18 protein-coding genes are annotated in these 21,165 nt (G+C 72.9%); 4 read left to right on the forward strand and 14 right to left on the reverse strand.

Going from position 1 to position 21,165, the window contains the following annotated elements; all coding sequences use genetic code 11:
* Positions 1 to 58: 58 nt before the first annotated feature.
* The 12 genes from RF645_RS10350 to RF645_RS10405 form a co-directional block, all read right to left on the reverse strand.
* Positions 59 to 1,219, reverse strand: coding sequence for an FAD-dependent monooxygenase (locus RF645_RS10350; RefSeq protein ID WP_368819045.1), 1,161 nt, complete (start codon positions 1,217 to 1,219; stop codon positions 59 to 61).
* Positions 1,216 to 2,100: an alpha/beta fold hydrolase gene (locus RF645_RS10355; RefSeq protein WP_368819046.1), complete on the reverse strand. Its 885-nt coding sequence runs from the start codon at positions 2,098 to 2,100 to the stop codon at positions 1,216 to 1,218. The genes RF645_RS10350 and RF645_RS10355 overlap by 4 nt, the downstream gene beginning before the upstream one ends.
* A complete protein-coding gene (locus tag RF645_RS10360; RefSeq protein ID WP_368819047.1) occupies positions 2,090 to 4,411 on the reverse strand; it encodes a beta-ketoacyl synthase N-terminal-like domain-containing protein in 2,322 nt (773 codons plus the stop codon). Before RF645_RS10360 ends, RF645_RS10355 begins: the two co-directional genes overlap by 11 nt.
* Before the next feature lie 5 nt (positions 4,412 to 4,416).
* Entirely contained in the window at positions 4,417 to 5,724 is a 1,308-nt protein-coding gene (locus tag RF645_RS10365) for a beta-ketoacyl synthase N-terminal-like domain-containing protein (RefSeq protein WP_368819048.1), read from the reverse strand.
* Positions 5,721 to 6,209 (reverse strand): hypothetical protein, encoded by a 489-nt coding sequence (locus RF645_RS10370; RefSeq protein ID WP_053447732.1) that lies wholly within the window; start codon positions 6,207 to 6,209, stop codon positions 5,721 to 5,723. Before RF645_RS10370 ends, RF645_RS10365 begins: the two co-directional genes overlap by 4 nt.
* On the reverse strand, positions 6,206 to 7,531 hold the full coding sequence (locus tag RF645_RS10375; protein WP_368819049.1) for a beta-ketoacyl synthase: 1,326 nt from the start codon (positions 7,529 to 7,531) through the stop codon (positions 6,206 to 6,208). The genes RF645_RS10370 and RF645_RS10375 overlap by 4 nt, the downstream gene beginning before the upstream one ends.
* Positions 7,528 to 7,962: a 3-hydroxyacyl-ACP dehydratase FabZ family protein gene (locus RF645_RS10380; RefSeq protein ID WP_368819050.1), complete on the reverse strand. Its 435-nt coding sequence runs from the start codon at positions 7,960 to 7,962 to the stop codon at positions 7,528 to 7,530. The genes RF645_RS10375 and RF645_RS10380 overlap by 4 nt, the downstream gene beginning before the upstream one ends.
* Before the next feature lie 22 nt (positions 7,963 to 7,984).
* Positions 7,985 to 8,488 (reverse strand): holo-ACP synthase, encoded by a 504-nt coding sequence (gene acpS, locus RF645_RS10385; RefSeq protein WP_006214244.1) that lies wholly within the window; start codon positions 8,486 to 8,488, stop codon positions 7,985 to 7,987.
* 2 nt (positions 8,489 to 8,490) lie between these two features.
* Positions 8,491 to 8,898 (reverse strand): phosphopantetheine-binding protein, encoded by a 408-nt coding sequence (locus RF645_RS10390; protein WP_006214242.1) that lies wholly within the window; start codon positions 8,896 to 8,898, stop codon positions 8,491 to 8,493.
* 91 nt (positions 8,899 to 8,989) lie between these two features.
* Entirely contained in the window at positions 8,990 to 9,778 is a 789-nt protein-coding gene (gene fabG, locus RF645_RS10395; RefSeq protein ID WP_058871732.1) for a 3-oxoacyl-ACP reductase FabG, read from the reverse strand.
* 47 nt (positions 9,779 to 9,825) lie between these two features.
* Positions 9,826 to 11,364, reverse strand: a complete 1,539-nt coding sequence (locus RF645_RS10400; RefSeq protein ID WP_153005714.1) for an NAD(P)/FAD-dependent oxidoreductase — start codon at positions 11,362 to 11,364, stop codon at positions 9,826 to 9,828.
* The gene (locus tag RF645_RS10405) at positions 11,361 to 12,521 is read right to left on the reverse strand and encodes a 3-oxoacyl-ACP synthase III family protein (RefSeq protein ID WP_058871734.1); all 1,161 of its coding nucleotides are present in this window, start codon (positions 12,519 to 12,521) and stop codon (positions 11,361 to 11,363) included. Before RF645_RS10405 ends, RF645_RS10400 begins: the two co-directional genes overlap by 4 nt.
* A 675-nt stretch (positions 12,522 to 13,196) precedes the next feature.
* On the opposite strand from RF645_RS10405, the gene RF645_RS10410 reads away from it, so the two are divergent.
* Both RF645_RS10410 and RF645_RS10415 read left to right on the forward strand, forming a co-directional pair.
* Positions 13,197 to 14,120, forward strand: a complete 924-nt coding sequence (locus RF645_RS10410; RefSeq protein WP_058871735.1) for an SDR family oxidoreductase — start codon at positions 13,197 to 13,199, stop codon at positions 14,118 to 14,120.
* A gap of 103 nt (positions 14,121 to 14,223) precedes the next feature.
* Positions 14,224 to 15,033, forward strand: a complete 810-nt coding sequence (locus RF645_RS10415) for a trimeric intracellular cation channel family protein (protein WP_058871736.1) — start codon at positions 14,224 to 14,226, stop codon at positions 15,031 to 15,033.
* Positions 15,034 to 15,059: 26 nt separating this feature from the next.
* On the opposite strand, the gene RF645_RS10420 is transcribed toward RF645_RS10415, so the two are convergent.
* A complete protein-coding gene (locus RF645_RS10420) occupies positions 15,060 to 15,857 on the reverse strand; it encodes a sirohydrochlorin chelatase (RefSeq protein ID WP_082676985.1) in 798 nt (265 codons plus the stop codon).
* Complete coding sequence (gene nirD / locus RF645_RS10425) at positions 15,854 to 16,195, reverse strand: nitrite reductase small subunit NirD (protein WP_368819051.1); 342 nt, start codon at positions 16,193 to 16,195, stop codon at positions 15,854 to 15,856. The genes RF645_RS10420 and nirD overlap by 4 nt, the downstream gene beginning before the upstream one ends.
* A 236-nt stretch (positions 16,196 to 16,431) precedes the next feature.
* Between nirD and nirB the strand changes: the two genes are divergently transcribed.
* Positions 16,432 to 19,071 (forward strand): nitrite reductase large subunit NirB, encoded by a 2,640-nt coding sequence (nirB, locus tag RF645_RS10430; protein ID WP_024290042.1) that lies wholly within the window; start codon positions 16,432 to 16,434, stop codon positions 19,069 to 19,071.
* Positions 19,072 to 19,129: 58 nt separating this feature from the next.
* Positions 19,130 to 21,082 carry a uroporphyrinogen-III C-methyltransferase gene (cobA, locus tag RF645_RS10435; RefSeq protein WP_368819052.1) on the forward strand — a complete coding sequence of 651 codons (1,953 nt, stop codon included), beginning with the start codon at positions 19,130 to 19,132 and terminating at the stop codon, positions 21,080 to 21,082.
* Positions 21,083 to 21,165: the final 83 nt, after the last annotated feature.

A 21,165-nucleotide genomic window follows, 5' to 3' on the forward strand; every position in this document is an offset into this window, starting at 1 on the left:
CCCGTGCGCTGTCCTGCCCGCCCGCACCCCCGACAGATGTCACGGGTGGGCGGGCGGGTCACAGCACGGGGATGATCTCCTTCTGCGCGGTGCCCCAGGGATGCGTGCGGTAGATGGCGCGCAGGACGATCTCGTTGCGGACGGCGATCATGGGCTTGGCCGTGAAGGTGGAGACGGAGGAGACCTGGCGGGAGGACTTCACGAAGCCGTTGGCCCGGTCCCTGCGCCGCTCCTCGAAGCTGCGCAGCGCCTCGGCCACGGAGGCCTCGCGCTGGAAGGCCAGGGCCACGCTGAGCCCGTCCTCGATGCCCTGACCGGCCCCCTGGGCCATGTCCGGCGTCATGGGGTGTGCGGCGTCACCGATGATCGTGGCGCGGCCACGGCCCCAGTGCTGGAGCGGGTCGCGGTCCAGGATGTGGTTGCGCAGGATGCGCTCCTCCGGGGTCGAGCGGACCATCGACTGGACGTGCGCGGGCCAGCCCCGGAAGCGGCGGATCGCCTCGGCCTGACGTTCCCCCGGCACGTCCGGATACCGCGGCGGCGCCTGCAGCAGCGCCAGCCAGTACAGCTCGCCGTCGCTGACGTGGTAGTGCAGGATCCGCCCGGTGGGGCCCCAGTAGATGGCCATGTCGCCGGGGACCAGCTCGGGGTGCTGGTAGTCGGTCGTGCCGTGCCAGGCGGTCAGCCCGCAGTAGCGCGGCTCGGCGGGGCCGTGCAGCTGGCGGCGGATCACGGAGCCGATGCCGTCGGCGCCGATCACGGCATCCGCGCGCAGGATCTCGCCGTCCGCGGTGCGCACGTCGACCCCCGAGTCCGTGCGGTCGAAGCCGGTCACGGAGACGCCGAAGCGCACGGTGCCCGGCTCCAGGGCCTGCAGCAGAGTCTGGTAGAGGTGCGTGCGCGTCACGCCCACGGCCGGGCAGCCCGCGCCGGCGGCCAGCTTCTCCACGTCCAGGGTCCCGATCTGGCGCTCGCGCCAGGTGAGATAGCGGTGGCGGCGCACCACGGTGCCGCGCTCGATCACCGGCTCGGCCAGCCCCAGCCGGTGCAGGCAGTCGATCACGTTGGGCCACAGGTGGATGCCGGCGCCCAGCTCGGCCGTCGAGGCGGTCTCGCGCGCTTCGAGCACGCGCACGCCGAAGCCCGCCTGCTGCAGCGCGTTGGCCGCCGTCAGTCCGGCGATGCCGCCGCCGACGATCACGATCTCTGCTCTTCTCATGGCTGCTCGATCCTGTCCTCGTCCCGTGCGGCACCCGAGGCCGCAGCCCCGGAGCCCGCGTCCTGAACCCTGCTGCCGGCGACCTCCGGCTCCCTCGCCGGAACGGTGCCGACGGCGTGCGAGCCGCGGCCCTCGTCGAGGATCTCGAGGAAGCCGCGCAGCTGCTCGATCAGTTCCGTGGAGTCCTCGACCTGCACCGCATGGCCGATGCCGTCGAAGGCCACGTGGTGCAGGCGCGGGTGCGCCTGTCGCGCCCTCTGCACGTCCTCGGCGGACATGAGCCCGCCGCGGGCCTCATCGGCCTGCAGCAGCGCCACCGGTCCGTCGAAGCGCACGAGCAGGTCCTCGGCCGGGCACGGGGCGGCGAACTCTCCGTCGTGGTAGGCCTCCAGCACCGCCGGGTCCAGCTGCTCCGGCGAGCGCGACACCGCTCGCAGGGCCAGGGGCGCGTCCGCGAGGTAGGACCGCGTGATCGAGGGATCCGGTCGCCGCGAGTGCAGCGGCGAGTCGATCACCACGAGCCCGTCGATCAGCTCGGGTCTGCGGGAGGCGGCCGCCATCGCGACCCAGCCGCCCAGCGAGTGGCCGCTGAGCACGACCGGCTCGGGGCAGTGCGCCTCGAGGAGGTCGATCAGGTCCCCCGCCATGGCCTCCACCGAGTAATCCCCTGCCGCTCTCCCGGAGAGCCCGTGTCCGCGCAGGTCGGGGGCCAGCTGCGTGTGCTCCTGCAGACCGGCCATGACCGGCTTGAAGATCTGCCAGCGAGCGCCGAGACCGTGGACGTGCACGATCCGCGGCACGCCCCGGCCCAGGCTACCGTAGGCCAGGACCGGGTCGTGCGCGCTCCACAGCTGCGGCAGCGGGCGAGCCTTAGGAGGCACCGTGATCCGCCTCGGCCGCGCCCAGCACCAGGGCCAGGTGAAAGCCGTTCGAGCTGGAGGTCGTCACGACGACGGGGCCTTCGGCCTCGCCGCGCGAGATCGCCCCGGCGGCCAGGACCACGTCCAGCAGACCGCCCACGGCGAAGGAGTCGCCCAGCACCGGGCGGCTGGCGTGGCGCTGCGCCTGCGGCAGAACACGGCCCAGGGCCGACTCGGCGGCGGCATCGGAGCCTGCCGAGCCCTTGAGGTCGACCCACACGTGGTGCACGTCCTGCGCCGAGACGCCGGCGCGCTGCAGGCCGTCGCGCACGGCGCGCTCCAGGCCCTCGCCCTCGGCCGAGACCGAGCCGATGCCCAGTCCGTCGGAGGCCATGCCCGTGCCGAGCAGCTCGGCCAGCGGCTGGGCACCGCGCTCCAGGGCGGAGTCCCGGTCCTCGATCAGCACGCTGGCAGCGCCCTCGGCGGCGTGCCAGTCGCCGCCGTCGAACAGGCCCAGGTCCCGCAGCCCGCGCACGACCGACGGGGTCAGCGCCTCGGCGGAGGTGCCCAGGATCGCGTCGGCGCGACAGCGCCGGATCTCCTGGGCGCCCATGCTCAGCGTGAGCGCCCCGGCGGCGCGTCCTGCGGTCAGCGTGGTGGTGGGGCCCACGCAGCCCAGGTTCATGGCCACCTGGCCGGCGGCGGCGTTGTAGACGGTGTTCGGGAACAGCGCCGGATTGGCCGCGGAGGGGTCCTCGTCGAACAGGGGCTGGGCGAAGCGCTCCATGACGTCCATGGGCCCGATCTCGGTGCCCAGGATGATGCCGGTGCGCTCGCCTGCGGTGTGGTCGGCGTGCTCGAGCGCGGACTGCGCGGCCACGACCGAGCCGATCGCCAGGCGATCCATGCGCCGGCGCACGCGGGGGGCCAGCTGCTGCTTGCCGGTCGCCGTGAACAGCCCGACCTGCTGGCCCTCGACCTCGGTGAAGGCCTGTTCGCCAGCGGCCACCGCCTCCTCGAGCGCCGACACCGTCTCCCCGGCGGAGGTCACCGCGCCCAGACCCGTGAGGACGACCCGACGATCGCTGACCGGCAGGCGCGTGTCCTCGTGATCGCGGGTGAGCACGAGCGAGGCGTTCGCCCCGCCGAAAGCGAAGTTGTTGCAGATCGCCGCGTTCGTCTCCATCGGCTGCGCCTCGATCGGCACATGGCGCAGGTCGCAGACCGGGTCGGGGGTCACGAGCCCGGCGGTGGGCGGCGCGGTCTGGGTCTGCAGCGCCTTGACCGTGACCATGGCCTCGGAGGCCCCGGCCGCACCCAGCAGGTGCCCGATCATGGACTTCGTCGACGACACCCGGATCTGGTCCAGGTCCTCCCCCAGAGCCCGTCGCATGGCGGCAGTCTCGGCGGGGTCGTTCTTGGCGGTGCCCGTGCCGTGGGAGTTCAGGTAGCCGACCTCGGAGGCCGAGACCCCGGCCTGGCGCAGCGCCTCCTGGATGGCCCGGGCCGCGCCGCGGCCCTCGGGCTCGGGGGCGGTCGGGTGGTAGCCGTCGGCGGACAGGCCCAGCCCGGCGAACTGCGCCAGGACCTCCAGGCCCAGCTGCTCGGCCAGGTCCTCGCGCACGAGCACCATCATGGCCGCGCCCTCGCCCAGCGAGAGTCCTTGACGGTCGGCGGAGTACGGCTTGGCCGGCTCCGGCGACAGCGACTCGAGCGAGTTGAACCCGGCGAACAGCACATCGGACAGGGCATCGGTGCCGCCGGTGAGCACGGCATCGGCGCGACCGTCGGCGATCAGCTCGGCGGCATAGCCCACCGCGTTGGCGCCGGCGGCGCAGGCGGTGTTCAGCGACAGGACCGGGCCGCGGATGGCGTGGGCTCCTGCCACGGCCTCGGCCAGGCCCTGCGGGGTCGAGTACGCCAGAGCCTCGCCCTTGCCCTCGCGCCCGGCGCGCTCGTCGAGGTACCACTGCTCGGCCGAGAGAAGCCCGGCGTTGCAGGTGCCCAGGACCAGGCCCCAGCGCTCCGGCTCGATGCCGAGTCCCTCGGCTGCGGCCATGGCCTCCTCGGCGGCGATCAGCGCGAAGTCCAGCGCCGGATCGTCGTAGCCCTCGGGGTAGCCGGCGCGATCGGCGGGCTTGTCCAGCGGGGCGACCTCGCCGGCGATGTCCGTGCGGATGCCCTCGGTGGACAGACGCTGGACGGTGCGGATCGCGACGCTGCCGTCGCGCACGCCCTCCCAGGTGGCCTCGGCGCCGCGGCCCTGCGAGGTCACCGCGCCCACGGCCACCACGACGGGACGGGGCTGCGGATTCGCGGAGTGCTGGTTCATTCGGATCATTCCCCCTGGTCTGCGGTCTGTTCAGTGGCGCGGGCCGCACGGGCGCGGCGCAGCACGGCTGCCCCGGACTGCCCCTGGAAGCCCTGGGCCAGCGCGAGCGCACCGGCCGGGCCGTCGACGGGCAGCTCCCGTGCCTCTCCCAGCACGAGATCGAGCTCGGGCTCGCCTGCCTGCTCGGCGGCGGTCCCGACGATCGCCGGAACCGTCCCGGCCTCCAGCACCAGCGCGGCCACGGCCACGTTGAGCAGCCCGGAGGCCGCCGTCGTGTGCCCGGCAGCGCCCTTCACCGCCGTCACGGCCGGACGGGCAGCGCCCAGCGCCTCGCTCAGCGCCTGGACCTCGCGGGCGTCGCCGTCAGCGGTCGCGGTGCCCTCGGCCACGACGGCTGCGATCTGCTCGCCGTCGATCCCGGCCCCGGCCAGCGCGGCGCGCACGGCGCGGGCCAGTCCGTCGCCGTCGGCCAGGGGCGTGAAGACCCTGGCGCTGTCCTGGCGGGAGGACACGGCCTCCAGCCCCGCGTAGACACGGGCCCCGCGGGCGGCGGCGTGGTCGGAGGATTCGAGCACCAGGAACACCGAGCCCTCGCCGAGCACCGTGCCGGCGCCCTCAGCGGCGAACGGGTGCGGCTGGTCCTGCCCGTGCTGCAGCAGTCCCCAGTCCTGGTACTTGGACTGGTTCCACCACGACGTGGCGTCGTCGAAGCCCCCGACGACCACCACCTCGGCCTCGCCCCGGCGGATCGCGCGCAGGCCCATGCCCAGGGCGGACATCCCGGCCTCGGCGGCGCCCGAGACGTAGGCGTTGATGCCCTTCATCTCGAGCACCTTGGAGATGTAGAACAGCGAGGCGGCCTGCAGGCCCTCGACGTAGAACAGCGGGTAGAAGTCGGCCGCGCCCTCGGCGCCCATGACCTGGTAGTCGACCGAGCCGTCCTCGTCGCGGGCCACCAGCACGGCGTCCATGACCTTGTCCGGCTCGGAGATCTCCTTGGCGCTGGCCAGGTACAGCCCGGCCTGCTCCAGCTGGCCCTCCAGGCCCGCATCGCGGACGGCATGCACGGCGCCCAGTGCGGCCAGGCGGTCGTTGCGGATCATGTTGCGCAGCATGCGCCGGTCCACGAGCGGCTTCAGCGCCGACTGCAGCTCCGCGACCTCCGCGCTGGCGCGGCAGTCCAGCGACGAGGCGTCGAAGGACTGCGTGGGGGCGACCGCGCTGCGTCCCTCCAGCAGCGCCTCCCAGTTCTGCTCGGCGCTGTGTCCCAGGCCCGTGACGGCGCCGATGCCGGTGATGACGACGTCGCTCATGCGCCGACCTCGCTTCCCTGTCCGGTGCTGTCGGCGCCGTCGACGGTCCCGCGCGCATCCGGCGCGCCGATCGGGGCCACGCGCTCCAGGCGCAGCGCGTTGACCTTCATGACGGACTTGCCCTCGACCGAGGCCGAGGCGCGGTAGGTCTTCTCACCGGTGCGCTTGACCTCCAGCTCTAGGACGTCGCCGGGGCGCACGAAGGTGCGGAACTGCACGCGGGTGGCCCCGCCCAGCTGCAGCGCAGGCGCCGCGGCCTCGGCGGTCTCGTCGGTCGTCGACTCCTCGACGATCGCCGCGAGCTCGGCCAGCGAGCCCAGCAGCAGGACGCCCGGCAGCACCGGGAAGTCCGGGAAGTGGTCGTCCAGCAGGTCCATGGTCCCGCCGACCCCGCGCACGCCGCGGGCGCTCACGCCCGGGACGAGCTCGGTCACCCGGTCCACGCCGGTGAGCTGAGGCATGCGGGTGGTGCTGCGCTGCGTCATCGTGCGGCCTCCTCATCGGCGGGTCGGGCGGGCCGCGCCGCGTCGTCGACGTGGCGGGTGATCACCGTGCAGGCGTTCGTGCCGCCGAAGGCGAACGCGTTGACGAGCACGGCGTCGGTGTCCAGGACCCGGCCAGGCTGCGGAGCGTAGTCCAGGTCGCAGTCCGGATCCGGGTTCTCCAGGTTGATCGTGGGCGGGACGCGGCCATCGGCCAGCACCCCCAGGGCTCCGAGCGTTCCGAGAGCGGAGGCCGCAGCCGTGAGGTGACCGCTCATCGACTTCACGGAGGTCATCACGAGCTCGCCGGCGTGGGCGCCGAAGACCTCGCGCACGGCCTGGGACTCGCTGACGTCGTTGCCCGGAGTGGAGGTGCCGTGCGCCGCGATGTAGCCGATGCGCTCGGCGGGGACCCCGGCGTCTTCGACGGCCCGGACCATGCACTGGGTCACCCCTCCCCCGGGAGGCGGCGGATCCGTCATGCGGTAGGCGTTCATGGTGGCGGCGTAGCCGGCGATCTCGCCCAGGATCGGGGCGCCGCGGCGCAGGGCGGACTCGCGCTCCTCGAGCACGAGCATGATCCCGCCCTCGCCGAGCACGAAGCCCGAGCGGTCGTCGCTGAAGGGCCGGGAGGCGCGCTCGGGCTCATCGGCGTGGTCCTTGGTCAGCGCTCCCAGCAGGGAGAAGCCCAGGACGTCGAGCCAGGTCACGAGCGAGTCGTAGCCGCCGGCCAGGGCCGCATCGGCCTCGCCCTCCTGGATCTGGCGGAAGGCCTCGCCGATCGCGTGCCCGGAGGCGGTGCAGGCCGTCGAGACGGACTCCACCGCTCCGCGGAAGCCGGCCCCTCGGGCCAGCACCGCGGCAGGGATGTTCTGGTCTCGGCGCAGCACGTCCTCGATCAGCGGCCTGTGCAGGGGCAGCTCGGACTTGACCCGGTGGAAGAACTCGGCCATCTCCTGCAGGTCGGGACGCCCGGCGGTGGCTCCGACCACCACGGTGCGGCGGTCGGCCTCGTCCTCGTCGCGGGCGGCGGGCAGCCCGGAGCGGCGCAGCGCCTCGAGCCCGGCGGCCACGCCGAAGGCTCCCTGCCGGGAGAGCAGCTCGGCCTCGGCGACGTCGGGCACCAGCGTGCGGGCATCCTCCACGGGCACCGTGCCGGCGATGCGCACGGGGTAGGTCGAGGCGTCGAACTGGGTGATCTCCCGGACGCCGCTGCGACCGGCCACCAGGGACTCGAGGGTCGACTCGGCGTCCAGGCCCAGCGGCGTCACGGCACCGGCGCCAGTGATCACCACGCGGCGGCGGGCGGTCTGGGCGGGGCTCATGCGCGCACCAGCGTCTCGTAGAGCCGCCGCGAGGTCTCGCGGTCCTGCAGCGTCTCGGCGTCCATGAGCGAGCACATGATGTCCTCGGCCTCGAGCACCAGCTCGCCGTCGGCCGCGGCGCGGCCGCTGAGCACGGCGATCTCCTCGGTCCAGGACACGACCGTGCCGGTGAGCTCCAGGCGCTGGCCGGGGTGGACCAGCCCGTGGGTGCGCAGCTCGCCCACCTGCAGCAGCGCCGCGCGGCGGGTCAGCTCGGTCGAGCCCATGATCAGCCAGGTGCCGGCCTGGCAGATGCTCTCGAGCACGAGGCTCGGCGGCATCACGGGCGGCTCGCCCTGCCAGTAGGGCTCAGCCAGTGAGGTCGCCTTGACGGCGCGCACCGACTCGTGCGGCCTCAGCTCCTCGATCCGATCCACGAGGTGGAATCTCATCAGTGCTCCTGACGGTGGTGTGTCAGCTGGTGGTGGTCGCGGCCGGCGCGTCCGGCACCGGGGCGCCCCAGCGGCTCGGGCCGCAGGGCGGTGCCGGCGCCGCCGTCGTGCCGCGTTCGGAGGCGGCCGCGTAGAGGACGACGTGGGCGATCGCGTAGTCACGGGTGTGCGAGAGGCTCACGTCCGCACCGGTGAGGCCCAGCCGGGCGGCGGTGGCCGCCGCGCGCCCGGTGAGCTCGAGCCGGGGCCGGCCGCTGAGCTCGCGCTCTATGCCGATCTCCGTCCAGCCCACGCCCCGGCTCATGCCGGTGCCCAGGGCCTTGAACGCGGCCTCCTTGGCGGCGAAGCGGGCGGCCAACCGCTCGCCCTTCCGACGGCCGCCGCGCAGCGCATAGGCCAGCTCGGCGGCGGTGAACAGATCCAGCAGGCGGTCCGGGAACCGCTCGGCGAGGCGAGCGAGCTTCTCGGTCTCCACGAGGTCCACGCCCACCCGCACCAGCTCAGCCTGCGGTTCCCGGACCGTCATGATCAGGCCCGGGAGGCGACGAGCTCGGTCAGGTTCGCCACGGTGAAGTGGCTCATGACGTCCTCGGGCGAGAGCTTGCCGTCGAGGTCCTTCTCCGCGATCTGCGGCATGACCTTCTTGAGCTGGTCCATGCCCTTGGGGGTGATGACGTCGGCGTCCTCGTCGCCGAACTCCTCGTCGGGGATGCCGCCCTGGACGTAGGAGGCCAGCTCGTCGGACTGGATCTTCACGCCGGTGGCGCGGTCGATGCGGAAGAGGATGTCGAGCAGGTCGATGGACTCGGCGCCCAGCTCGTCGAGCAGGGTGGACTCGGGCGAGATCTCGTCCAGGTCCAGGGCCAGTGCCTCGGCCACGCAGTCGCGGACCTTCTCGTAGAGCTCGGTGTTGGTCTCAGCGATCGAAGCGGTCATTGCGCTCTCCTTCGGTGTGTCAGTCCGAGCGGTGTGCTCGGCGGATCCTTCGGGGTGATCGGGTGGTTCGCGGTGCGCCGGTCGGCGCGGGTCACTTGGGCCGGCCGAGGCCGAGCTGGGCGGCGGCGCCGCCGTCGACGGCCAGGCACTCGCCGGTCATGTAGGCGGAGTCCTCGCCTGCCAGGAAGGACACGACGCCGGCGATCTGCTCCACAGCGCCGAACCGGCGCATGGGCAGCTGCCTCTTGATCCCCGCGCCGGACTTCGCCACGAGCTCCTCGACGAGCTCGGTCGGCACGAAGCCGGGCATCACGGCGTTGACGCGGATGCCGAAGCGGGCCAGCTCGACGGCCGAGCAGCGGGTGAACGCGTTGATCGCGCCCTTGGAGGCGGAGTAGTTGGCCTCGCCCACCCAGCCGCGCTCGCCCATGACGGAGGACATGTTGATGATCGAGCCGGTGCCGCGGGACATGAAGTGCTCCAGCACGGCCTTGGTGCCGTTGAAGACGCCGCCGAAGTTGACGTCCATGACGGAGCGCCAGTCCTCGGTCTGCATCGACGAGATCAGCACGTCCTTGGAGATCCCGGCGTTGTTCACGACCACGTCGAGCTGCCCGAAGGCCTCGATCGCGCTGGCGGCCGCGGCCTTCATCTGCTCGAGGTCGGCCACATCGCCCTGCACGGCGATCGCCTCCACGCCGAGCTCGCGGAGCTGCTCGACGGTCTCCTGCGCGGCCTCGGCGCCGGAGCGGTAGTTGACCGCCACGTCGAAGCCGTCCTGGGCCAGGCGCAGGCTCAGCGCGGCGCCGATGCCGCGGGAGCCGCCCGTGACCAGGGCGGCCCGGCGCCCGGCGCCCTCGGTCTGGTTCTGCTCGCTCATCTGATTCCTCTCGGTTGCAGCTGACATGTGCTTCGGGTCCGGCTCTTTCAGGAACCGGCCCGAGCGGCTTCGCGCAGCGACGACGGCCCGCCGAACGACGGCACGGCCCCGGCGAGCCCGTGGCGCTCGGCGGCCAGCTCGGCGACGGCTCGGCCCGAGGTCAGGGCCCGCAGCGACGACTCGCCCTCCTCCGACCAGTGCCCCGCCAGCAGCAGGCCCTTGAGCGGGGTGACGTGGGGCAGGCGCTTGGAGGCGGTCTGCGACGGGGTGTTCTCCCAGCCGTAGGCCGCTCCCCCGCGGTTGCCCGTCCAGCGCGCGTAGGTGGCCGGCGTGGCGGTCTCCATCAGGTCGAATCCGTCGCGGAATCCCGGGAAGGCCGTCTCGACGGCGGCGATCATGTCCTCTGCCAGCTCGGGCTTGGCCGCCGACCAGTCCCGGGACAGCTCGGCCGGCACCAGGCCGGTGATCGTCACCGAGTGCCTCCCGGCCGGGGCCATGCCGGGATCCACCAGGGTGGGCACCGAGGCCCAGAGCCCGCCGGGGCGCCCGTCCTGCAGCTCGGCCCAGGTCCGGCGGTGGTCCCAGTGGCGGAAGACGATGTTCTCGTCGACCATGCCCAGCTGCTGCGGGTCGCCGTCGAAGCCGCCGAACAGCGTCACGGCGGAAGGGGCCAGCGTGTAGCGCTCCACGCGCCGCTTCCAGGACGCGGGCAGGGCGTCCCAGCCCACGAGCTCTGCCAGCAGCGCGGTGCCGTCGGAGGCGCCGATCACGGTCTCGGCCAGGATCTGCTCGCCGTCGACCAGCTCCACGCCGGTCACGGCGCCGTCGGCGCTGAGCACGCGGGTGACCTCGGCGCCGGTGCGCAGCGTGCCGCCGGCCGATTCCAGCCCGCAGACGATCGCATCCACGAGGGACTGGAAGCCGCCGCGCGGGAACCATCCGCCGGTGTGGAAGGTCTCGAGCATCTGGTTGAACAGCAGGAAGGACAGCCGGTCGGGGCTCGAGCCCAGGTACGGCCAGATCGCTCCCATGACGGCGCGGGCGCGCTCGTCGTCCAGGTACGGCGCGCTGGCCGACTCGACGGTCGAACGACGGTGCTCGAGCACGCGCGGGACGCGGGCCATCACCGCCTCGATGTCCTCGGCGAGATCGAGGCGCTGCGGCATGGACGAGGTCTGCTCGTAGAGCTCGCGGCGCATCTCGAACAGCTCGGCCAGGCCGCGGGCCTGAGCCGGGAACGCGTCCTGATGCGCGGCCAGGAAGTCCTCGCGCCCGGTGGGGGCGACCATCGAGAAGCCCGGCAGATCCACCCGGTAGATCTCGCCGAAGCGCTCGAAGACGACCTGATCGGCCACGCCCAGGTGCTCGAGCAGCAGGCCGATATAGGCCTCCGGCCGCGCCTCCACGGTCACGTGGACGGCCGGATCGAAGGTGAAGCCGTCGCGGGTGAAGGAGCGGGCGCAGCCGCCGGGGCCGTCGGCCTTCTCCAGGACGACGACGTCCAGCCCGACTCGGGCCAGCAGGGCTGCGGCGCTGAGCCCGGACAGGCCCGCGCCGATCACGATCGCATCGTGGCGGGCGCTCATGCGTCGCGCCCGGTGCTCGCAGGAGCCGGCGCGGTCCAGTCCAGAGTGATCCCGGCCCAGATCCACTTGGTGGCCTCGACGCCGATCAGGCTGACGCGCTGGCCGACCTCGATCATGCCCGAGCGCCAGGCGTGATCGAGGAACAGCGGGACGGCGGCCGAGCCGCAGGCGCCGGTGTCGGCGAGGTTGTCGAAGACCTTGCCCTCGAGGGCCTTGAAGTCGGCGTTGAGCGTGCCCTGCTCCTCCATGGAGTCCAGCAGCCAGCCCACATTGCCCTCGGGGATCAGGCACCAGTCCAGATCGGCCGGTGTCGCCCCGGCGGCGGCCAGGGTCCCGGACAGCGCCTCCAGGACCATCACGGGGGTGAACTCGCCTGCTCCGACCACGTCCACGCGCAGATCGACCAGGCGCTTGGTGCGCTGCTGCTCCACGAGCGGCTTGAACGTGCCTCCGCCCACGGCGTGGATGCCGGGCTTGCGGTTCCCGCCGATGGCCTGCTCGGCCCCGGGCTCGAGGCCCTTCGACTCGTCGTCGGAGGCCTCGACCACGATGGCGCCGGCGCCGTCGGAGAACATGTAGATCGGCACGCGGTCGCGCATGCGGATCTTCTCCTTGGGCATGGCCAGGTAGGTCCCGGCCAGCACCGGGGAGATGCACTCCGAGCCGATCACGAGCACGCGGCGCCGCGTGCCGGCCGCGATCTGCAGGCGCGCGATCTCCAGTGCCTGCACCGCGCCGGCACCGGCCGAGCGCAGCTCCATGGTCGAGACCTTCTCCAGCCCCAGCTGCTCCTGCACGTAGCCGACCGTGGGCGGCAGCGTGTACTCGGGGGTTCCGGTCGAGAGGATGATGCCGTCGATGTCCTCCGGGACCAGTCCCGCCGAGTCGAGGGCGCGACGAGCGGCCTTGGTCGCCATGTCGGCGTTGGACTCGCGGTGCTCGCCGGTGCGCGGGTCGATCAGCCAGAAGCGCTGCTGGATGGACAGCCCCTCCAGGACCTCGGCCGGCAGCTCGCCGGCCAGCTCCTCGATCACGTCGTTGCCGATGGGCTCGCCGGGCTGGTAGCCGCCGACGCCGGTGATCCGTGCTCGTGCCACCGCCCCCGTCGCGTGCATGCCGGCGCCCTGTCCCTCGAGCGCTGTTGCCTGTCCAGCCATGCTGCAGCCTCCCTCTGGCCTGTGGTCCTGCTCGAGCGGTGTGCTCCACCGCCGTGCGGCACGGAGAGGGCACCGATGCACTGCACGCATCGACTGCGCCTGCCCGTCGAGCCCGCAGCCTCACCGGCTTCCGCGCCGCGCCCGCCTGGCGCACCCTCCCCAGGGGCGCCGTTGTTCGCGGGCGGTCCCGGCGCGGACGTCGCACCGCGGTCATCGCCCTGGATCAGGTGGGCTCGCGCGGCGCGAGGTTCCGGTCACTGCCGAACTCGAGTATTCATCGTGGCACGTCACGGGCCTGCGTCCAGGGGGCCGATCGGCGCTTGAGAGAGGACTTGTAGGCCGCTTGGCATACAATCCCGGACCCCGGCAGATGGGGACAGGACCCCGCCGCGCGAAGGCTCGCTCAGCTCAGGCTGAAGCCGTCCGGGGATCGATAGACGCCCCCTGCGCATCTCGAGAGGCCCCATCCTTCAGTTCTTAAGTGCATTTTCGCGGCGTGATTGTCCCCCGAGCGGGGAACGTGATCCCCCAGGAATGTGGACACCCCGTCGCGCCCGGACCGGACACGCCCCGTCACATCCCCGCCCGCGCCGCGCGCCCTCCCAGGCCGGTGCCCCACGATGAAGGGGATCTCGGCCTCCGCACGGCCGCCGCACCCCACCAGGAGGACAGGACATGGATCGCACGGACCGCACGCCCGCCCCGCAGCAGGACCCGCAGACGCGGGCCTCCGGAGCTCCGCGCACGATCGCCGTGATCGGCAGCACCGGGCAGCTCGGACGCAGCGCCGTCGAGGTCTTCGCCGCCCGCGGCCACCGCGTCCTGGCAGTGGCCCGCGGCCGGCAGACGGACCTGCCGGCCGGCGTCGAGGCCCGCGTGGCCGATGTGACGCGCCCGCAGACCCTGCCGGGGGCGCTCGAGGGCGCCGAGGCCGTGCACCTTTCCCTGAGCGGAGGCAATGATCCCGAGCAGATCCGCGCCGTCGAGGACGAGGGCGTGCGGCACGTGGCACGGGCGGCCGGGCAGCTGGGCATCACCCGGATCTCGATGATCTCCGGCATGTACGCCCGCCCCGAGTTCGCCGATCACCCCGGCGAGGGAGCCAAGGTCCGCGCCGAGCAGCACCTGCTGGCCGCGCGCACACCGGCGACCGTCTTCCGACCGGCCTTCTTCGCCGAGACCCTCGAGTCCTTCGTGCAGAACGGGCGCGGCATGCTGCTGGGCCCGCAGCCGCACACCCTCCACCCCATCATCAGCGCAGACCTCATGGATGCGATCGCGCGCAGCTACGCCATGCCGCAGGCCCAGGACCGCGTCTTCGAGGTCACCGGCCGTGAGCCCATGACGCTGAAGTCCGCGCTGCGCCGCTACCTGGAGGCCACCCGCCCCGGGGCCAAGGTCACCGTGATGCCGCTGTGGTTCATGAACCCCGTCAATCGCCTGTTCATGAAGGGCGGGCTGACCCGCGCCCTGGACACCATGGGACTCATGCAGGCCCACGGCGAGATCGCCGACCCGACGACCTACTTCCAGGTCTTCGGCGAGCAGACCACCCCCTTCGACACCTGGCTCGAGCAGCAGCCGGTGCGCAGCGCCTGAGCCGCAGCCCCTGCGCACTGTCGCCCCGCGCCACGCTGATAGCCTCGGCGGGGCCGCAGACCGCGGCCCGTTGTCGTGTCGGCATCCCGACGAGGAGGCGGTCGTGCAGCTGCTGGACCCTGAGGCGGTATTCCACGCTGTCGACCTGGCGGGGGTGTTCGTCAACGCCGTGCTCGGCGGAGCGATCGCCCGCTCCCTGAAGCTGGACATCATCGGCTTCCTGGTCCTGGCCGTGCTCTCCGGGCTGGGCGGCGGCATGATCCGCGATGTCCTGCTCCAGAACGGCAGGCCGGTGGCCCTCAGCGATCCGACCTACCTCATCACCGCGCTGATCGGCACGGGCCTGATCTTCAACCTCCCGATCAAAGGCCGCTGGATGCACCGGGCCCTCTCGGCGGCGGATGCGCTGGCCCTGGGCTGCTGGGCCGCCACCGGCGCCTCCAAGGGGCTGGCCGCCGGGCTGGGCTGGATCCCGGCGATCATGCTGGGCATGATCACCGCGGTCGGCGGCGGCGCCGTGCGCGATGTCTGCATCGGCCGCGTCCCCGGCATCTTCGGCGGCAACACCCTCACGGCCACCACTGCGTTCGCCAGCGCGCTGACCATGGCGGCCGCGTGGGAGCTGGGTCGACCCAACTGGGGCATGGGGGCCGCGATCCTCCTGGCGGCCCTGCTGACCGTGCTCACGCGCACCCTGGGGTGGACGCTTCCGGGTCAGGGCGGCTGGGATGTCGGCTCCGCAGGGCGGCAGCTGGCCCGCACCGCCAGCGCCAAGAGGCCGCGGATCGTGGTGCACAAGGGTCGGCTGGGCCGGCAGCGCAGCCAGCGCAATGAGCAGACCCGCACGGGGATGATGCCCATCGTCCAGGTCGAGCGGGAGGACTCCGCCGCCTCGGACAAGGACGACGACTGAGCGCACTCACCTGCCGCCGCCCGGGCTCAGCGCCCGCCTGAGGCCAGCAGTCGCAGGCCCTCCTGCCGGCGCTGCAGCACGATCTCCAGGATCTCCTCGGCCACTGCGTCCTCGACGAGCAGCGGCGCCGAGATCCGCTCGGCTCCGGCGTCCGCGGCCCGGTCGTGGAACTGCCCCGGCGCCAGCAGGAACGACGCCGCCGTGACCGGCCGCCCCGTCCGCTTCCGCACCGCCTCCACGGCCTCCGGCGCCGATGGCTGCGCGGCCGAGACGAAGCCCGTCTCCACGGGGCGCCCCAGACGCCCCGCGAGATCCTGCGCCTGGGCGCGGACATCGGCCACCGCGCGCTCGTCGGAGGAGCCGGCGGCGATCAGCACGATCGGATCCTCGCTGCGCTCGCCTGCCCCGGCCGCGGCGTGGCCGTCTTCGGCCGCAACGGGCTCCTGCTCAGCCTCCGCCAGCCGGCGCGCGAGCAGCGTGGAGAGCCGCGGATCCGGTCCCAGAGCACCGACGACGACATGGTGCGGCCGCCCGTGCACGGCCAGCTCCAGATCGTGGCGCACGTGGTAGCCGGCGGACAGCAGCAGGGGCACGATCACGACCGGGCGATCAGCCAGCTCGGCGCATCGCTGAGCGACATCCGGGGTCTGCACGTCGACCCAGGTCTCGACCACCTCGGTTCCCGGCAGCAGGCGCCCGACCTGCTCGGTGATCCGCGCCGTGGCGCGCTGAGCCGTCGGCGAGCGCGAGCCGTGCGCGCACAGCAGCAGGACGGGATCGACCTCGGACCGGGGTCCGGGGGCTCCGGCGCCCCGCGCGCTCACGGGCGCAGCGCCACGACGACCCGGCCCTGCGGGGAGACGGTCGCGTCGTGGACGGGCAGCTCGTAGGCATCGGTCGTGAGGCACTGGCCCGTGCGCAGGTCGTAGACCTCCTTGTAGAGCGGGGAGGCGATCGTGGGGGTCCCGTCGAGCGTGGCGCCCACGATCCCGCGGGCCATCACGAGCGCGCCCGAGCGGGGATCGGCGTGATCCACCGCGGCCACGGTGTCGTCCGGCAGCCGGAAGACGGCCACCTGGCGGCCCTCGACCAGGGCGACCTCGCCCCAGCCGGTCTCCAGGTCCTCGAGGCGGCATATCTCGACGGCGGTCGTGGCGCTCATGATGCGGCTCCTTGCCTGGGTCCTCGGGCGCGGCGAGCGCCGTGCCCGGTGTGCGAGCCCTCCGCAGGAGGCCTCGAAGGGCGCCGCGAGCTCGGCGCGGCCCTGTCGTGAACCGTACCCGCAGGCCGCTGCCGCGCGCAGGTCCCGCAGCATCTGAAGGCAACTGAGGTCCTCCTTGCCCGGGGGCGCGTGGTCTGATCGGAACGAGCCCACCCGCGATGCGAAGGAAGCCACTCATGTCAGAGACCACCGCCCAGGACACCTCGACCGGACGCCGGATCCTCGTCATCGGAGGCGGCCCCGCCGCTCACCGCTTCGTGCAGTCCATGCTCAAGCGCGGGCTCGGCCAGGACACGATCACGGTGCTCTCCGAGGAGCAATGGACCCCGTACGACCGCGTGGCCCTGGAGAAGCTGTTCGTGGACGCCGAGCGCGACCTCACGCTGGGCGATCCGCAGATGTGGCAGACACCGGGCATCGAGCTGCGCTCGGGCCAGCGCGCCGCCGAGCTGGACGTCAAGGCTCGCACGGTGCTCACCCGCAGCGGCGAGACCTTCGCCTACGACGAGCTCGTGCTGGCCACCGGCTCGAACGCCGCTACCCTGAACATCCCGGGCGCCCACCGGGTCCACGTCTTCCGCACGATCGACGACGTACGCGGCATCGTGGCTGAGGTCGAGCAGCTGAAGCAGAAGCTGGGGCGCGCCCCGCGCGGGGTGGTCGTGGGCGGCGGTCTGCTCGGTCTGGAGGCCGCCGCCGGGCTTCTGGATCTGGGTGCGGAGGCCACCATCCTGGACGTCGCAGAATTCCTGCTGTGCACCCAGATGGACCGCGAGGGCGGACTGGCCGTCAACTCGCTGATGCGCGAGCAGGGCCTGGATGTGCAGTGCTCGAGCTATATCCAGGGCGTGGAGCTGGACGAGCAGGAGAACGTGATCGGCGTGAACGTCGCCGACGGCCCCGGCCCCGAGGCGGTGGTGCGCCGGCTCGAGGCGGACATGGTCATCCTGGGCGTGGGCATCCGCCCCCGCTCCGGCCTGGCGCGGCGCTCAGGCTTCCATCTGGACCCGCGCGGCGGCGTGGTCGTCGACGAGGCCTGCCGCACCTCCGTGGCCCACGTGTGGGCCATCGGCGAGGTCGCGCACATCCTGGGCCAGACCTGGGGCCTGGTGGGCCCTGCCAACAAGATGGCCGAGGTCGTGGCCGATCGCCTCCACGGCGGGGACGGCGAGGTCTCCGGCTTCGACACCTCGACCCGGCTGAAGTTCGCCGGCGTGGACGTGGCCTCCTTCGGCGACGTCTACGCGACCACGCCCGGGGCGATCGAGGTCGACTACTCCGATCCGGTGGCCGGGATCTATCAGAAGCTCGTGGTGGCCGAGGACCGCGAGACCCTGATCGGCGGCGTGTTCGTGGGCAATGCCGAGCCCTACGACGCCCTGCGCCCCCTGCAGGGCCGACCGCTGCCGGCCGAGCCGGCTCGCTACCTCTCCGCGGCCGGCGGCGACGCCCCCGAGACCGAGCTGCCCGATGACGCCATCCTGTGCTCGTGCAACGGTGTGCCCTTCGGGGAGATCCGCCAGGCCGTGCGCGACGGCCACCAGTCCGTGCCGGAGCTGAAGAAGTGCACGGATGCCGGCACCCAGTGCGGTTCGTGCGTGCCGATGATGCACAAGACGCTCGAGAAGACCATGGCCGAGATGGGCCTGACGGTCTCCAAGGCGCTGTGCGAGCACTTCGAGCTCTCGCGCGCCGAGCTCTACGCGGCGGTGCGCGCCACCGGCATCCGCACGTTCCCGGAGGCCCTCGAGCGCTTCGGCAGGGGTCAGGACGGCTGCGCGATCTGCAAGCCCACCATGGCCTCGATCCTGGCCTCCCAGCCGCACGCCTACGTGCTCGACGAGGGCCGCGGCACCCTGCAGGACACCAACGACCGCAACCTGGGCAACATGCAGAAGGACGGCACCTATTCGGTGGTCCCGCGTATCCCGGGCGGGGAGATCACCCCGGAGAAGCTCGCGGTGATCGCCGAGGTCGGGCACGAATACGGGCTCTACACCAAGATCACGGGTGCTCAGCGCATCGGGCTCTACGGGGCCCGACTCGAGGAGCTGCCCGCGATCTGGAAGCGGTTCGTGGACGCGGGCTTCGAGTCCGGGCAGGCCTACGGCAAGTCCCTGCGCAACGTGAAGTCCTGCCTGGGCTCCACCTGGTGCCGCTACGGCGTGCAGGACTCCGTGGGCATGGGCATCCGCCTGGAGAACCGCTACCGCGGGCTGCGCTCGCCGCACAAGTTCAAGATCGGCTCCTCGGGCTGCGCCCGCGACTGCGCGGAGTCCCAGTCCAAGGACATCGGCGTGATGGCCACCCCCGAGGGCTGGACGCTGTATCTGGGCGGCAACGGCGGGGCGAATCCCGCTCACGGCAGGGTCTTCGCCGAGTCCGTCTCGGAGGCCGAGCTCGTGCAGTACGTGGACCGCTACCTCATGTACTACATCCGCACCGCGGACAAGCTGCAGCGCACCGCCCGGTGGCTCGAGGACCTCGACGAGGAGTACGGCGACGGCATCGTCCACCTCAAGGCGGTGCTGATCGACGATTCCCTGGGCATCTGCGCCGACCTGGAGGCGGACATGCAGCGCCAGGTCGAGGGCTACGAGGACGAGTGGGCCGCGACCCTGCGCGACCCGCAGCGCCTGCGCCGGTTCCGCCCGTTCGTCAACGACCCGGATGCCTCGGACGACTCCGCCCGCCAGTACGTGCTCGAGCGCGAGCAGATCCGCCCGGCCACCCCTGAGGAGATCGCCGCGGCCGAGGACGGCACGGGCCCGGTGCTGATCTCCGGGACCCGCATCCCGGTGGGCGCCCAGGGCTGAGCCGCACTCCACCGGGGGCGTGGACCAGACGACCGGCCTGCCGTTCTAGGCTGATCACATGCTTCTCGACACCTCTGTGGACGGCGTTCGCCTCCTGCTGCTCGGCGCCGACGACGACTCCCGCCCGGCCAGGCGCTTGCGCGCCGCCGGCGCCGAGGTCCGCGCGGTCGCCGGTCCGGCTGGTGCCGCCGGTGCTGGTTCCGGCGCCGCGGCCGAGGCGGGCGAGACACCCGGCGACGAGGCCGCTGCCGAGCAGGCCCTGAGAGGCGGGGCACCGGGACTCGTCGTCGTGGTCGGCGATCGCGCCCCTTGGGAGGGGCTGCTGATGCGGCTCCGTGAGGCCCACGGACCCGTGCCGGTCTCGGTCGTGCCCGCCCCCGGCAAGGGCGTGTCCCTGGTGGGCGGCGGCCCCGGTGCGCCGGAGCTGATGACAGTGCGCGGGCTGGAGGCCGTGGCCGATGCCGACGTCGTGCTGCTGGACCGGCTGGCCCCGCAGGGCGTCGTCGAGACCCAGGCCCCGCACGCCGAGATCGTGCGCGTGGGCAAGTGGCCCGGGCACCACCCGGTGCCCCAGGAGCAGATCCAGCGCCAGCTGCTCACCGCGGCCTCCCACGGCCGCCGCGTGGTGCGCCTCAAGGGCGGGGATCCCTACGTCTTCGGCCGCGGCGGGGAGGAGGCCGCCGACTGCGAGTCCTGGGGCATCCCCGTGGAGACCATTCCCGGCATCACCTCCGCCGTGGCCGTGCCCGGCGCGGCTGGCATCCCACTGACCTTCCGCGAGGTCTCCCGGGCCTTCACCGTGGCCTCCGGGCACGTGCCCTTCGACGACGACGAGCTGGCCGGCTTCGCGCGGCTGCTGGGCACCGGAGCCACCCTCGTGGTGCTGATGGGGGTCTCCACCCTGCCGCAGCTCGTGAGCGGGCTGATGCGCGCCGGGGCCTCCCCCGAGCTGCCGATCGCCGTGGTGGAGAAGGGCTTCTCCCCCGATCAGCGCACGCTCACGGGCCAGCTGGGCAGCGCCGTCGTAGACCTGGCCTCGGCGGTCTCGCCCGCGGTGACCGTGATCGGGCCGGTCGCCGCGCTGGCCGCCGAGGACCGCGAGCGCGTGCTCGGCGAGCTCACCCCGCACCGGGCCGTGGCACCGCCCGACACCGCGCAGAACGACCTGCCGCTGGCCGGGCGGCGCATCGCGGTGACCGCCCACCGCCGGGCCGAGGACCAGATGGGCGCGCTGCGCCGTCGCGGGGCCGAGGTCCTGGCCGCTCCGTCGCTGAAGCTCGTGCCCGTGGAGCAGGAAGAGCAGGTCATCGCCGACACGCGCCGCCTGCTGGCCGCACGCCCGGGGCTGTTCGTGATCACCACGGGCTACGGCTTCAAGCGGTGGTGGGAGGTCGTCGAGGCGGCCGGGCTGTCCCAGGAAGCGCTCGAGGTGCTCTCTGAGGCCGATCTGTGGGTGCGCGGGCCCAAGGGACGGGCGGCCGTGCGCAATCTGGGGCTGCAGGACGCGGGCATCTCCCCCGACGAGACCCTGCCCCGTCTCGTCGACCTGATGCAGGAGGCCTACGGCCGCGGCCTCAGCGGCGCCGTGGTGGGCTGGCAGGAGAACGGGTTCGCGGATCGGGACCAGCGTCAGCGCCTGGCCGAGGCCGGGGCGCAGATCCTGACGGTCACCCCGCACCGATGGGCCGACGCCGATGAGACCGGCGCCGTGCCCGAACTCGTGCGCGAGGTCTGCGCCCGACGGATCGATGCAGTCACCTTCACCTCGGCCGCCGGCGCCCAGGCCCTCGTCTCCGCAGCCGCCGCCCTGGGACTGGCCGAGGACTTCGCCGCGGCCTTCCACCCGGGGCAGGACGCATCGGCCCGCGCGGTGGTCGCGGCGACTGTGGGGCCGGTGACCGCTCAGCCCCTCGAGGAGGCCGGGATCCCCGCCCTGGTGCCCGAGCGATTCCGCATGGGCGCCATGATCAACCAGCTCTGCGACGTCCTGGGACCCGGGCAGCAGCCCTGAGGCGCACTGACGAGTTCAGCGAGCCGGCGTCGGGGCTGCCCGATACCCTCGACAGCAGAGACCGGCGAGCCGCCCACAGGCCG

Source organism: Kocuria sp. CPCC 205260 (assembly GCF_040981045.1).
GTDB classification, from domain to species: domain Bacteria; phylum Actinomycetota; class Actinomycetes; order Actinomycetales; family Micrococcaceae; genus Kocuria; species Kocuria palustris.